Source organism: Mesorhizobium sp. P2_F5 (genome assembly GCF_056403715.1).
In genome coordinates this window covers 36,275-49,347 of record NZ_JBFUEY010000006.1, presented here as the reverse complement: position 1 = coordinate 49,347, position 13,073 = coordinate 36,275, and the positions used below count along the sequence as shown (strand labels likewise).

Sequence of the window (13,073 nt, the reverse complement as noted above, 5' to 3'; positions counted from 1 at the left end):
TCCTCTTTGTCGTTGCGTTGCCGGCTCGACTGGCCGGCTTCTGGTTATGCGTAGTGTTTGGGAAAGGCCGCGGCGAGGAATGCGTTCGCCGCTTGCAGGGCGGTTTCGCGCGTGGTGTCTTCGGTTCCCATCATCAGCCGCAGCCACAAGCCTTCCAGCATGGCCGACAGCGCCAGCGCCATGACCTGCGGCTCATAGGCATAGCCGCCGCCCTGCTTCAGCGCCTCGCAGAGATCGATGAAGACTTGCTGGTAATACGCGTCGCGGGAACTGCTCAGCGCCTGATAGACCGGCCGCGACTTGGCCTCGCCCCAGAAAGCGAGCCAAGCGGCGAGCTTGCGCTTGTTGCAGATCGAGCGGTCGAAGTCGGCCCAAACCAGCACCTGCAATTGACGGGCCGGATCATCACCGGCTTTCTGCAGGGCAGCACGCCAATGTGCCGAATACTCGTCATACATATACTGCAGCGTGGCGATCAGCAGCTTCTCCTTGCTCTCGAAATGAAAGTTGACGATGCCGCGCGACAGGCCGGCGCCATCGGCGACATCGGCCATTGTTGTCTCCGCGTAGCCGCGCTTGGCCAGTGAATCGATCGTCGCCTCGATCAGTTGCTGCTGCCTGACCTCCTTCGACGCCTTGCGGCCGCGTTTTTCCGGTTCGTTTTTTCCAGACGTGCCGGAGGATCGCTCTTCGCGCGCTGCAGCTTTCATCGGTGCCGTCATGCTCCACATTGCCGGCTATCCCACCATAGCCGGCTTCCACCCGCGAAGATGAGTGGGACGGTGCTCGCCACTGTCAAGCACCTTCTGCATGGCTTCCCAGGTCTTGATGTTCTTGTCGACATAGGCGGCCCCGACGGCCGCAGCCGCTGTCTCGTAGAGCGGGCCTTTCAGCCTCTCCAGCTCGCCGCGCGCGACGTCGCGATACCAGGGATTGCGATCCTTGACCGCGACATCGGCAAAGCCGGCGCGGCGCATCGCCTGCGCATAGCGCGCCGGCGACGCCATGGCGAAGGACAGGCCTTCAGCCGTGACATAGGCTTTCATCTCAGGCGACGGCTCGCCGTCATGGTCAATCAGCCAATCGGAAGCGGCAAACACACCGCCCGGTTTCAGCACCCGGAAAATCTCGGCAAACAGCGCGTCCTTGTCGGGCACATGCAGCAGCGCATCCTTGGAGAAGACGAAGTCGAACGAGGCATTGGCGAAAGGCAGCGGCCCTGGCGGCGCCTGGATGAAACTGGCGCGGTCCGAAAGCCCGCACGCGGCGGCGCGCTTTGTCGCCGCCTCGATCACTGGGCGTTCGATATCGAAACCGGTGGCATGGGCGGCACCGTGGCGCTCGATCAGATGCAGCGCGATGCCACCAGAGCCGCAGCCAATATCGAGGACGGTCTTGCCCCTGAGCGACAGGCCTTCGACGACCCGGTCGACCTCATCAGGTCCGCCCGGCGACAGATAACCCTCGCCCCAAAGCGCTTCGAGGAAGCGGATGGCGGTGTCGTCATATTCCGGTTCGGCATCTGCCGTTTCGATCATCGAACCTCGGTCCCGTCAGCCGAATTGCGAACGTTCGATTGCCGGCAAAGCGTAGCGCATACCAGAGAAAACGCAAGACTATTTGTTGAACATTCATTCAATATGGCTGGACAAAATGCCGACAGCCATGCCAAATTCCGCACAATCGGGAACGAGATCACGCAAAAAAGAACGCGGATCGCCTAGGGAAAACGGACCAGAATGAAAGCTTGGGATGCGATCATCATAGGCGGCGGCCACAACGGCCTGGTCAACGCATGCTACCTGCAGCGCGCCGGGCTCGACGTGCTGGTGGTGGAGAAGAATGACTGGGTCGGCGGCGCCGCCACCAGCCGCGAATTGACGCCGGGCTTCCTCTACTCCAACTGCTCCTATGTCTGCTCGCTGTTTCGCCCCGAGATCATGCGCGACCTTGAACTGCCGCGCTTCGGCCTGCAGGTCATCTCCTATGAGGGCGGCGCCGTGTTCACCCGCGACGGTGACTACCTCGCCAACTACCGTGACCATGATGCGCACCGGCGCGAATTCGCCCGCTTTTCCAAACGCGACGCCGAAGCCTATGACCGCTATTCCCGCGACGTGACGCGGCAGTGCCGCTTCATCCAGCCGCTGCTGATGCGCACCGCGCCCGACCCGACCAGTTTTCGGCCTCGCGACATCGGTGAGCTTCTCTATCTCGGCAAAAAGTTTGCCTGCCTGTCGGCCGAGGAAATGGCGCTGACGCTCCGCTTCTGGACCATGTCGATTTCGGAGTTCCTCGACGAATATTTCGAGACCGATGTCATCAAGGCCAACTTCGCGCTATCCGGCATCATCGGCACCGCGCTCGGGCCGATGTCGCCGGGCACGGCTTACGTGCTGCTGCATCACTATATGGGCGAGGTCGACGGCTCGGTCGGCGCCTGGGGCTATGCGCGCGGTGGCATGGGCGCTGTCACCAAGGCGCTTGCCGCGTCCTTCCAGGCCTCGGGCGGCACCATCCGCACCGGCGCCGAGGTCGACCATGTGCTGGTCGGCAGAGGCAAGGCCAAGGGCGTGGTGCTGGCCGGCGGCGAGGAGATTTACGGCAAGCTCGTCGTCTCCAACGCCGACGTCAAACGCACCTTCCTGAAGCTGGTCGAGGAAAAGGAACTGCCCGATATTTTTCTGCGGCGGGTGAAGAACTTCAAGATCCGCGGCTCGTCCGGCAAGGTCAACATCGCGCTCGATTCGCTGCCCGAGTTCCCGGCATTGCCAAAGGATTCGCCGGTCTATCGCGGCGACATGCATTTCACCGATTCGATGGAACGCATGGAGCGCGCCTATGACGACTGGAAGGCCGGGCGCTGGTCGGCCGATCCCTTCCTCGACATGGTCATCCCGACAACGCTCGACCCGACCATGGCGCCACCGGGCAAGCACTTTATGAGCTGCTTCGTGCAGTACGCGCCGCCGAAGGTGAACGGCCACGACTGGACCGATGCCGACCGCGACGGTTTTGCTGAAAGCGTGGTTGCGCAGATCGCAGAATACTCGCCGGGCTTCCGCGACCGCATCGTCCATATGGAGGTGCGCACGCCACGCGAGATCGAGGCCGAGGTCGGCCTGACCGAAGGCAACATTTTTCAGGGCGAGTTGACCTTCGACCAGCTGCTGTTCAACCGCCCGGTGCCGGGCTACGCGCAATACCGCTCGCCGGTCGGCGGGCTCTATATGTGCGGCTCCTCGACCCATCCCGGCGGCGGCGTCATGGGTGCGCCCGGCCGCAATGCGGCAGCTGAAATCCTGCGCGACCTAGCAAAGTCCACCTCGCATATGAGCCCGGCCCATGACGTCATTTGATGCAATCGTCATCGGCGGCGGCCACAACGGCCTCGTCGCTGCCGCCACGCTGGCGAAGGCCGGCCGCAAGGTATTGGTGCTGGAAGCCGCGACCGAAGTCGGCGGTGCCGCGCGCACCGAAGACTTCGCGCCGGGCTTTCGCGTCTCTTCGATCGCGCATGTGCTGAACCGTCTGCATCCCGACGTGGTGAAGACGCTGGAGCTGGAAAAGCATGGACTGCAAATTGCGCGCGGCGATTTCATGCCGTCGGTCGCCTTGTCGAAGGATGGCCCGCCGCTTGTTCTGCATGGCGCCTACGGCGAAGTGCTGACCGGCTCCACTCCGTCCGAGCAGTCCGCCTGGAAGGAATTGCGCGCGCAGCTCATGCGCTATGCCGGCATCCTGAAGCCTTTCCTCTCGCGGCGCCCGCCCGATCTCGCCGGCATGTCGCTGCTGGAAACAGCGGCGCTCGGCCAGACCGCGGTGGCGCTGAAGAAGCTCGGCAAGGAAGACATGCGCGACTTCCTGCGCGTTCTCCTGATGAACGTCGCCGACCTGCTCGACGAGCAGCTTGCCGATATCAGGCTGAAAGGCCTGCTTGCCTTCGACGCGACGCTGGGCAGCCATCTCGGCCCACGATCGCCGACCTCGCTGCTCGGCCTCTACTACCGGCTGGCCGGCGAGACCGGTGGTGCGGCCGGCGCACAGATGCTGCCGAAGGGTGGCATGGGCGCGGTCGTTGCCGCCATTCGCGCGGCGGCTGAAAAGGCCGGCGTCACCATTCGCACGGCGGCTCCTGTGGCGAAGATCATTGTCGAGAAAGGCCGCGCCGTCGGCGTGACGCTCGACAGCAGCGAGGTGCTGCACGCCAGAACCATCGTCTCCGCCATCAACCCGGCCACCACCATGCTCGACCTCGTCGGACCGCGTGAGATCGACACCGGCTTCGTGCGCAAAGTCAGGAACATCCGCATGAAAGGCGATGCGGCCAAGCTGCATCTGGCGCTCGACCAGCCGCCGCAATTTGCCGGTGTCGACGCCGCCGGCCACAAGGGCCGCATAGTCATCGCGCCCTCGCCCGACCATGTCGAGCGCGCCTTCAACCCGTCGAAATATGGCGAGTTCTCACCCGAACCGGTGATGGAAATCACGCTGCCGTCGCTCTCCGACCCGTCGCTCACACCTGCCGGCGCCTGCGTGCTGTCGGCGGTTGTGCAGTATGCACCCTATGCGCTGAAAGAGGGCTGGGATGCCGGCAAGCCGAAATTCCTCAAGGCTGTTATGGCGCAACTCGAATCCTATGCTCCCGGCATCGGCAACTCGGTACTACACGCCGAGCTTTTGACGCCGGCCGATATCGAAGCCAACTACCGCATGCCGGGCGGCCACTGGCACCACGGCGAGTTGCAGGCCGACCAGATGCTGATGTCGCGGCCGGTCTCCGGCTGGTCGGGTTACGACACGCCGGTCGACGGGCTGTTCCTGGCCGGTGCCGGCTCGCATCCCGGCGGCGGCGTCTCCGGCACGCCTGGCTTGAATGCCGCGCGGCGCATCATCGCGATGAAGGGGTGAGCATGATTTTGCAATTCGCCAACACCGCACTCTACGACGCCCCCCTCTGTCCTGCCGGACATCTCCCCCACGAGGGGGGAGATTGGCCGTCATCGCGGCTTTCGCCAATCGCCAATATTTCAGGAATAAGCGGCCGCGCCGAAGCTGCTGATCTCCCCCCTCGTGGGGGAGATGTCCGGCAGGACAGAGGGGGGCGCGAAGGATCGCTGTCATGAACCATCAACCCACCATCAAATCATCGAAGGCCCGCACCGCCGCGCAATCGCATTTCCGCACGCTGCGTCTCGGCACCCCGTTCCAGCCGCGTATCGATGCACTCGCGAATACCCAGGACTGGTACAACTGGGTCGGCTATCGCGCTCCGCATTCGCTGTGGGATGAGGAACTCGAATATTTCGCCATCCGTAGCCAGGCGGCTTTGTTCGACATTTCGCCGATGACCAAATACCGCATCGAAGGCCCGGACGCCGAAGCCTTCCTCGACCGCGTCACGCTGCGCGATGTTACCAAGCTGAAACCCGGCCGCGTCCACTACACCGCCTGGTGCGACGACGAGGGCTTTGTCCTCGACGACGGCACGCTGTTTCGGCTGTCGCCGACCCGCTTCCGGCTATGCTCGCAGGAGCGGCATCTGCCCTGGCTGCTCGACAGCGCTATAGGTTTTGACGTGACGGTCGAAGAAGAAACCGAAGCCGTCGCCGGCCTGGCGCTGCAAGGGCCAACCTCGTTTGCGGTGCTGCGCGATGCCGGCTTTTCCGGTGTCGAGAAATTGAAGATCTTCGACCTCGCCGAATTCCCGCATGATGGCGGCACCGTCACCATCTCGCGCACCGGCTTCACCGGCGATCTCGGCTACGAACTGTTCGTGCCGGCCGAAAAGGCGCTCAGCCTCTGGGACCGCCTGATGACATCCGGCGAACTGCGCGGCATTCGCGCCATCGGCTACACCGCGCTCAATCGGGCCCGGCTGGAGGCCGGCCTGATCGTCGCCAATGCCGACTTCACCACCGCCGAACATGCCATCCGCGCCGACCGTTTGCGCATGCCGGATGAGATCGGCCTCGGCTTCATGGTCGACCTGGAAAAAGGCCATTTCAACGGTCGCCGCGCCATCCTCGAAGCCCGCGCCAAACGCAAGCTGCGCTACGTGCTGGTCGGACTGGAGATCGAAGGCAACATCCCGGCCGAACACGCCATCGTCTATCACAAGAAGCATCTGGAGGTCGGCCTGGTCAGCGCCGCCATGTGGTCGCCGATGGCCAAGCGCAACATCGCCATCGCTTCGCTGGCGCGGCCCTACGGTGATACAATGGTGGAAGACCTCTGGGTCGAGATCTACGCCATGCGTGAGCTGCAGTACCAGAAGCTGATGAAGCGGGCCAAGGTGGTGGCCCGTCCCTTCATCAAGCTCGACCGCCGCACCGCCAATCCGCCGGCGGATTTCTGACAATGGCCGACCAACCGGATGACGAGACGGAAGCCGCCGAACAGTGGCAGCTGGTCAACACGCCGCTCGGCGAAAAATGGTCCGGCCGCACGCGCTATGCCGCCGCCATGTATTTCTACAAGCGCGGTGAGATGAGCGCCGACACACTCGAGGTCTACCGCATCTGCGCGCGGCTGGATTCGGAAAACCCGCTGCCCATCATCAAGGATCGTGGCACCGGCCAGGACTGGCTAAAGCGCATGGGCGCTTAAGCCTCAGCCTATGGTTCTTTCGAGAACACTCAACCAGTTGCGGTAAGCGATCTTCTCGATCAGCGCGCGCCCGAAACCGCGCGCGGCGAGCGCATCGATCAGCTTCGGCAGGCCGGCAACGTCGCCGATGACCGCCGGGATCATGGCGCCGTCGAAATCCGAGCCGAGCCCAACGCCGTCCTCGCCCAGCGCCTGCAGCAGCGAATCGACATGGCGCACCATGATGTCGAGGCTGGTGTCCGAGTTCATCCTGCCGTCGTCGCGCAGGAAGCCGGTGGCGAAGTTCAGTCCGACCATGCCACCGGTCTCGCGGATGGCGCCGAGCTGCCAGTCGGTCAAGTTGCGAGAATGGCCGCAAAGCGCATGCACGTTCGAATGGGTGGCGACCAGCGGCGCATCGCTGAGTGCTGCGACATCGCGAAAGCCTTTTTCGTTGAGATGCGACAGGTCGATCATGATCTTCAGCTGATTGCAGGCCTTGACCAAGGCCTTGCCGGCATCGGTCAGCCCTGGCCCGGTATCGGGCGACGACGGAAAGCGGAACGGTACGCCATGGCCGAAGGCGTTGGGACGGCTCCAGACGATGCCGAGCGAGCGCAGGCCGGCTTCATAGAGCACATCGAGCAGCGTGAGCTTAGGGTCGATCGCCTCGACGCCTTCGATGTGGAACACTGCGGCGATGGAGTCTTTCGCCATGGCCGCGCGAATATCGCCGGCGCTGCGGCAGACAGTCAGCGCTCCCGCCCGCTCCAGCCGAAACAGGATCGAGGCCATGCCGATGGTAGACGTCAGCGCGTCGGCACGCGGCAGTTCCGGCGGCAACGGCTCATTGTCGCTCGGCGCCGGCGGCACCGCGGAGCGTTTGGCCTTCTCCACCGGCGGCGGGAAGATCGCAAACATGCCGCCGGCAAAGCCGCCCTTCTTGGCACGCGGCAGATCGATATGGCCGCCCTGCGTCCCGTCGATGAACAGCTTTTCGACATCGGTGTCCTTCGACTGGTAAAGCCGCAGCAGCGTGTCGTTGTGGCCGTCGAAGACGGGGACGAGATCGGTTTCGGTCATCAGGAAGCCATTCGGTCAGTTGGCAGGAGCGGACGAACCGCAGCGAACTGTGTACTTAGGCAAGAAGGCCGAACTGCGCAAATGCCAGAGACGTGTTCGCTCTTGTGGCTGAGCGGCTGGCTTATCCCTTCTCCCCTTGTGGGAGAAGGTGGCCTCGCGAAGCGAGGTCGGATGAGGGGTGTTCCAGCTTGGCAAGAACCGTGATCTTTCACGCACCCCTCAACCGTCTCGGCGCTGCGCGCCGATCCACCTTCTCCCACAAGGGGAGAAGGCAAAGAGGCCTATTGCTTCAGCACATCGGCCCATTCCGGGTGGCGGCGGAACTGGGCGTTGGCGAAGGGGCAGAGCGGGATGATCTTCTTGCCCACCGCCCGCGCGTCCTCGACGGCGCGGGTGACGAGCCGAAGCCCGGCTCCCTGGCCGCGAAACACGTCCGGCACTTCGGTGTGATCGATGATGATCTGGTGCTCGCCGATCTTGGTGAAGGTCATCTCCGCCTCGGCGCCGTCCGGCCCGCGCAGGACATAGCGGCCCTTGGAGCCGCGGTCCTCAAGTTCGATCTCCGGCAATTGGTCAGCCATTGCTTGCTCCTTCAACCGGCGCGGCGGCGAAAAGCCGCTTAGCCGCTTCGATCTCGTTTGGCCGCACCTCGTGGCCGCCATCGTGCCATTCCACTGTGACATCGGCGCCATCGGCACGCAAATAGGCCTCCAGCCGCGAGGTCAGATTGGGCGGGCAGATCGGGTCGCGCCTGCCGGCGGTGACCAGGATGCGGCGGCCGGCAAGGCTGCCCTTCACCTCAGGTTCGAACGGAATCAGCGGGTGCATCAGCACCGCCGCATCGAACAGGTCGGGTGCGGCAAACACCACCGAAGCCAGGATGTTGGCGCCGTTGGAATAGCCGAGGCCGAGCACCGAAGACGGCTTCGCCGCCGCAATCTGCGCCTTGATGAACCTGGCCATCTTGCCGGTCGCCCGGCCGAGGTCGTCCATATCGTAGACACCCTCGCCGGTACGGCGGAAGAAGCGCGCCGCACCGTGCTCGGAGACATCGCCGCGCGGCGACACGATGGTCGCCTGGGGCGCGAGGTCGCGCCCCAGCGACAGCAACTGGTTCTCGTCCGCCCCGGTGCCGTGGAAGACGAAGAGCAGCGGGCCGCCGGGCGAACCCGGCAGGGTCTTGTGGATGTAGTCGTCCTTGCTCATCGTCTTCAGCCTTCCAGCTTCTGCAGGTGCTGTTCGAGATAGGGTCTGAGATGCTGGTGCTGCGTCGGCAGCTTCAGCGCCTCGCCGAGATGGGCGGTGTCCTCGTCGCGGTCGAAGCCAGGTTCGGTGGTGGCGACTTCGAACAATACGCCGCCCGGCGTGCGGAAGTAGATCGCCCAGAAATAGTCGCGGTCGATCACCGGCGTCACGCCATAGCCCGTATCGATCAGTGCCTTGCGCACTTCGAGCTGCTTGGCGCGGTTCTCCACGGCGAAGGCGACATGGTGCACCGAACCGGCGCCGAGATTGGCGAAGCCAGCCGTCGGCAACGATTCGACGTCGACGACATCGGCGCCGTTGCCGTTCTTCACCGCCAACCGGCTCACATTGCCGGATTTGTCGACCTGCTCATAGCCCATGAACTTCAACAGTTCCTCGGTGGCGCCGCCATCCTTGAGGCGTAGCGACACCGAGTGGAAGCCGCGGATCGCCTCGTCGGCGGGAATGCCGCCTTTCAACCATGGCGCGCGGCTGTCGGCCTTGTCTTCGACGAGCGCGAAACCATCGCCGTCGGGACCGGCAAAGGCAAGCCGCTTCTCGCCGAACGTCTCTTCGCGAGAGACACCGGCAACGCCTTCATCGGCAAACCGCTTTTCCCAATAGTCGAGCGTACCCGCCGGCACCGAATAGGCCGTGGTGCCGACCTCGCCGACGCCGTGGCGACCCCTGGCAATGTCCGGGAACGGAAAATAGGTCATCACCGAGCCCGGCGTGCCGTGCTCGTCGCCATAATAGAGGTGATAGACGTCAGGCGCGTCGAAGTTGACGGTCTTCTTGACCCGGCGCAGGCCGAGCTTGTGGGTGAAGAAATCATTGTTCTGGCGCGCATCGCCGGCCATCGACGTGACGTGATGCAGGCCCTTGATCTGGTCGAGCATTGTCTTGCTCCTTCCCTGGTGTTTGTGCGGCCCTCGCCGCTGTCCACGCCTATATGAGGGTCCCACCGACAGCGGCAAAGGCGGCAAACTCAGGATGGACTGTAGTCTATTAGTGAACAACAGAAAATTGTCGTTCACCATTTCAGCGATCCTGACAGGCTTGCGCCGCCGTCAGGATTCGGTTCATTGAACGTCTTCCCGACGTGACAGGATACAGCCATTGGCCGCGAAAAGCAGACGCCCGAACATCCTTCTGATCTCTTGCGACCAATGGCGAGGCGACTGCCTGTCGGCTGCCGGCCATCCGGTGGTGAAAACACCGAATGCCGATGCGCTGGCCGCCGAGGGCGTCCTTTTCAAGCGGCATTACGGCGGCGCGGCGCCCTGCTCTCCGGCCCGCGCCTGCCTCTACACAGGCCTCTACCAGATGAACAACCGCGTCTGCCGCAACGGCACGCCGCTCGACGCCCGCCACGGCAACATCGCGCTCTCGACCCGCGCCCTCGGCTATGATCCGACTTTGTTCGGCTACACCGACGTCTCGTCCGATCCACGCACAATGGCGCCGGGCGACCCCCGCCTGAAAAGCTATGAGGGCGTGCTGCCCGGCTTCAGCGTGCGCCAGTTCCTGCCCGAGCATCAGAAGCCGTGGCTCTCATGGCTGAAGGCGCGTGGCGTCGATACCAGCGCCGGCTCTCCCGGCATTCATCGCCCTGTAGGCGAACAGGTTGGCGACGCCGTGACCAACGCGCCGCCTGTCTATTCCAGGGACGAAACGCCGACCGCGTTCCTCGCCGGCGAATTCATCCGCTGGCTGGACGAACAGGATGCGCCATGGCTCGCGCATGTCTCCTTCATTAGCCCGCACCCGCCCTTCATCGTGCCGGCGCCCTACAACACGCTTTATGATCCAGCCGACGGTCCGGCCTTCCGTCGTGGCGCAAGCTGGCAGGCGGAAGCAGAAAGCCATCTCTATCTGGCTTATGACCTCGGCCGCCAGAAGCGGAGAAGTTTCCGCCCCGGCACGGACGGCAAGGTCTGCGACTGGGGCGACGACAATCTCCGCGCCATCCGCGCGATCTACTACGGCCTGATTTCGGAAGTCGACTCGCAGCTTGGACGCATCTGGCAGGCACTCAATGCCGCTGGCGCCTGGGATGACACGATCATCGTGCTGACCTCGGACCATGCCGAGATGATGGGCGACCATTTCATGCTGGGAAAAGGCGGCTTCTTCGACGGCAGCTATCACATCCCACTGATCGTCCGCGACCCGCGCCGCGGCAATGCAGCCGGCTCGACCGTCAACCACTTCACCGAGGCTGTCGACATCTTCCCGACCTTGCTCGATCTGCTGGACGCCGACGCGCAGCCGCATCTCGACGGCCGCTCGCTAAAACCGTTCCTGCAAGATGAACCGCCGGAGGATTGGCGCGACGCCGCGCATTGGGAGTTCGATTTCCGCTCGATTGCCAACGGTGAAGCCGAACGGCATTTCGGCATCGGCTCGCGCCAATGCAATCTTGCCGTCATCCGAACGGAAGACTTCAAATACGTGCATTTCAGTGGCGGCCTGCCGCCGCTGCTGTTCGACTTGTCGAAGGATCCGGGCGAACTGATCAACGTCGCCACCGACCAGGCCTATCTCAGCGTGCGGCTTGAATTTGCGGAGCGCCTGCTTGCCTGGCGCGCCGAACATCTCGACCAGTCCGTAGCACTGGCGGAATTAACGGATGATGGCGTGGTTGGGTACGTGGGTAGGCAGTAGGCAGTATATCTCGGCGACTTGATGCTTAGCCACCTAATTCCTCGCCTGCTGCCTAATCCCTACTGCCGTATTCCCTTCCTTACTGCACCATCATCCGCTGCTCATCCCGCTTCTCGGCATAGCTGCCCTTGTCGTAGGCGGCCTGCGCCTGCAGCTGCTCCTTGGTGAAGTTGGTGTAGAGATACTTCTTGCCGTCCTTGTCGGTCATGAATTTGAGCTTGTCCATGCCGACCGCGACCTCCTTGGCGCCGATGCCGAGGAAGCCGCCGACATCGACGATGACCGCATCGGGCTTGCTGTCGGGCGCCAGCACGACATCGCCGATCTCGCCGACCTTGGCGTCATCGGCGCCGTAGACTGTCGTGCCTTTCAAATCGTCGCCCCTGATCTCGCCGACCGGCATCTCGGTCAGGGTCGACTTGTCGATCGCCGCCGTCTGCGTCGGATCGGTGGCCTTCACATCCGGCGACTCGGCCACCGGAGCCTCGGCTGTCTTGTCCATCGGCGCCGGAGCAGCCGGCGCGGTCGCCGCAGGCGCCGTGGTTGCCGGAGCAGCCGGCGTCCCGGCGTCGGACATCGTCGTCACCGGCACCGGATCATAGACCTTGCGGTCGAAATCCGGCTGCGCCTGCAACTCCTCCTTGGTCGTCTGGGCGACCAGCCAGCGATCACCATTCTTCTGCGCCCATGCGGCCTTGGCGAAATCATAGGTGACGTTCTTTTCGCCCATACCGAGGAAGCCGCCGACGCCGATGACCAGCGACTGGGCCTTGCCGTCCTTGGTCAGCACGATGTCGTTGACGTCACCGATCTTTTGGGCGTCGTCTGCGGTGCCGTTGTAGACCGTCTCGCCGACAATATTGGTGGCAAGATTGCCTTCGGCGCGTTTAACCACCGGTTCCGACGGCGCGGCGTTGAGGTCGACAGGCTTCTGCGGATCGTTCTGCGCACTGTCGGTAGCGGCGGGCGCCGGCGGCGCCGGATCATAAGGTTTGCGGTCGAAATCCGGCAGCGCCGTCAGCGCTTCTTTCGTCGTCTCGGCAACCAACCAGCGGTCGCCGTTCTTCTCGACCCATTGCAGCTTGCCATAGTCGAAGGCGACGTTCTTGCTGCCGATGCCGAGGAAGCCGCCGACGCCGATGATGGCGGACTTGGCCTGGCCGTTTTCGTCGAAGACGACATCACTGACGTCACCGATCTTCTGGGCATCGTCCCCGGTGCCGTTATAGACGGATTCACCGACAATATTGGTCATCAGGGCGCCGTCGGCCTGCTGCGCTGCCGGCGCGATGGTGGCAGGGGCTTCAGCCGGAGCCGGGGTCGTCGCCGGGGCCGTCGTTGACTGCGCAAACACACCGGTTGCGATCAGCGTTGCGAGTGCGGTCGTCGCGAAAAGAGTGCGGATCATGATATGTCTCCTCTTGCGTGATCTCGTGCGCGCCACGGCCGGCAAAACATTTGCCGGGAGACCCGAAAGCGGCGCCTCCAAT

12 protein-coding genes are annotated in these 13,073 nt (G+C 63.6%); 5 read left to right on the top strand and 7 right to left on the bottom strand.

Translation table 11 applies throughout. The features are described from left to right. Window positions 1-44 precede the first annotated feature (44 nt). Both betI and AC1DYO_RS10870 read right to left on the bottom strand, forming a co-directional pair. Window positions 45-710 carry a transcriptional regulator BetI gene (gene betI, locus AC1DYO_RS10875; protein ID WP_477263004.1) on the bottom strand — a complete coding sequence of 222 codons (666 nt, stop codon included), beginning with the start codon at window positions 708-710 and terminating at the stop codon, window positions 45-47. Between the two features lie 27 nt (window positions 711-737). Beyond that, entirely contained in the window at window positions 738-1,538 is an 801-nt protein-coding gene (locus tag AC1DYO_RS10870) for a class I SAM-dependent methyltransferase (RefSeq protein WP_477263002.1), read from the bottom strand. A gap of 201 nt (window positions 1,539-1,739) precedes the next feature. Between AC1DYO_RS10870 and AC1DYO_RS10865 the strand changes: the two genes are divergently transcribed. The 4 genes from AC1DYO_RS10865 to AC1DYO_RS10850 all read left to right on the top strand — a co-directional run bounded on the left by AC1DYO_RS10865 (window position 1,740) and on the right by AC1DYO_RS10850 (window position 6,609). Beyond that, window positions 1,740-3,359, top strand: a complete 1,620-nt coding sequence (locus AC1DYO_RS10865; RefSeq protein WP_477263001.1) for a phytoene desaturase family protein — start codon at window positions 1,740-1,742, stop codon at window positions 3,357-3,359. Then, entirely contained in the window at window positions 3,346-4,911 is a 1,566-nt protein-coding gene (locus tag AC1DYO_RS10860; protein ID WP_477262999.1) for a phytoene desaturase family protein, read from the top strand. The genes AC1DYO_RS10865 and AC1DYO_RS10860 overlap by 14 nt, the downstream gene beginning before the upstream one ends. A 211-nt stretch (window positions 4,912-5,122) precedes the next feature. Next, a complete protein-coding gene (locus AC1DYO_RS10855; RefSeq protein WP_477262997.1) occupies window positions 5,123-6,358 on the top strand; it encodes an aminomethyl transferase family protein in 1,236 nt (411 codons plus the stop codon). 2 nt (window positions 6,359-6,360) lie between these two features. Further along, window positions 6,361-6,609, top strand: coding sequence for a hypothetical protein (locus tag AC1DYO_RS10850; protein WP_477262995.1), 249 nt, complete (start codon window positions 6,361-6,363; stop codon window positions 6,607-6,609). 3 nt (window positions 6,610-6,612) lie between these two features. On the opposite strand, the gene AC1DYO_RS10845 is transcribed toward AC1DYO_RS10850, so the two are convergent. The 4 genes from AC1DYO_RS10845 to AC1DYO_RS10830 all read right to left on the bottom strand — a co-directional run bounded on the left by AC1DYO_RS10845 (window position 6,613) and on the right by AC1DYO_RS10830 (window position 9,815). After that, on the bottom strand, window positions 6,613-7,671 hold the full coding sequence (locus AC1DYO_RS10845; RefSeq protein ID WP_477262993.1) for a dipeptidase: 1,059 nt from the start codon (window positions 7,669-7,671) through the stop codon (window positions 6,613-6,615). Window positions 7,672-7,952: 281 nt separating this feature from the next. Continuing rightward, window positions 7,953-8,252: a GNAT family N-acetyltransferase gene (locus tag AC1DYO_RS10840; RefSeq protein WP_477262991.1), complete on the bottom strand. Its 300-nt coding sequence runs from the start codon at window positions 8,250-8,252 to the stop codon at window positions 7,953-7,955. Beyond that, the gene (locus tag AC1DYO_RS10835) at window positions 8,245-8,877 is read right to left on the bottom strand and encodes an alpha/beta hydrolase (RefSeq protein WP_477262989.1); all 633 of its coding nucleotides are present in this window, start codon (window positions 8,875-8,877) and stop codon (window positions 8,245-8,247) included. Before AC1DYO_RS10835 ends, AC1DYO_RS10840 begins: the two co-directional genes overlap by 8 nt. Window positions 8,878-8,882: 5 nt before the next feature. Next, window positions 8,883-9,815, bottom strand: coding sequence for a VOC family protein (locus AC1DYO_RS10830; RefSeq protein WP_477262987.1), 933 nt, complete (start codon window positions 9,813-9,815; stop codon window positions 8,883-8,885). 220 nt (window positions 9,816-10,035) lie between these two features. On the opposite strand from AC1DYO_RS10830, the gene AC1DYO_RS10825 reads away from it, so the two are divergent. Then, complete coding sequence (locus AC1DYO_RS10825) at window positions 10,036-11,583, top strand: alkaline phosphatase family protein (RefSeq protein WP_477262985.1); 1,548 nt, start codon at window positions 10,036-10,038, stop codon at window positions 11,581-11,583. Window positions 11,584-11,662: 79 nt separating this feature from the next. On the opposite strand, the gene AC1DYO_RS10820 is transcribed toward AC1DYO_RS10825, so the two are convergent. Then, a complete protein-coding gene (locus AC1DYO_RS10820; RefSeq protein WP_477262983.1) occupies window positions 11,663-12,991 on the bottom strand; it encodes a PRC-barrel domain-containing protein in 1,329 nt (442 codons plus the stop codon). Window positions 12,992-13,073 lie beyond the last annotated feature (82 nt).

What these genes read in the sequence shown, in the direction of transcription:
- AC1DYO_RS10840 (WP_477262991.1), bottom strand. Translation starts at nt 8,252, where the DNA reads ATGGCTGACCAATTGCCGGAGATCGAACTTGAGGACCGCGGCTCCAAG.
- betI (WP_477263004.1), bottom strand. Translation starts at nt 710, where the DNA reads ATGAAAGCTGCAGCGCGCGAAGAGCGATCCTCCGGCACGTCTGGAAAA.
- AC1DYO_RS10820 (WP_477262983.1), bottom strand. Translation starts at nt 12,991, where the DNA reads ATGATCCGCACTCTTTTCGCGACGACCGCACTCGCAACGCTGATCGCA.
- AC1DYO_RS10860 (WP_477262999.1), top strand. Translation starts at nt 3,346, where the DNA reads ATGACGTCATTTGATGCAATCGTCATCGGCGGCGGCCACAACGGCCTC.
- AC1DYO_RS10870 (WP_477263002.1), bottom strand. Translation starts at nt 1,538, where the DNA reads ATGATCGAAACGGCAGATGCCGAACCGGAATATGACGACACCGCCATC.
- AC1DYO_RS10850 (WP_477262995.1), top strand. Translation starts at nt 6,361, where the DNA reads ATGGCCGACCAACCGGATGACGAGACGGAAGCCGCCGAACAGTGGCAG.
- AC1DYO_RS10835 (WP_477262989.1), bottom strand. Translation starts at nt 8,877, where the DNA reads ATGAGCAAGGACGACTACATCCACAAGACCCTGCCGGGTTCGCCCGGC.
- AC1DYO_RS10855 (WP_477262997.1), top strand. Translation starts at nt 5,123, where the DNA reads ATGAACCATCAACCCACCATCAAATCATCGAAGGCCCGCACCGCCGCG.
- AC1DYO_RS10845 (WP_477262993.1), bottom strand. Translation starts at nt 7,671, where the DNA reads ATGACCGAAACCGATCTCGTCCCCGTCTTCGACGGCCACAACGACACG.
- AC1DYO_RS10865 (WP_477263001.1), top strand. Translation starts at nt 1,740, where the DNA reads ATGAAAGCTTGGGATGCGATCATCATAGGCGGCGGCCACAACGGCCTG.
- AC1DYO_RS10830 (WP_477262987.1), bottom strand. Translation starts at nt 9,815, where the DNA reads ATGCTCGACCAGATCAAGGGCCTGCATCACGTCACGTCGATGGCCGGC.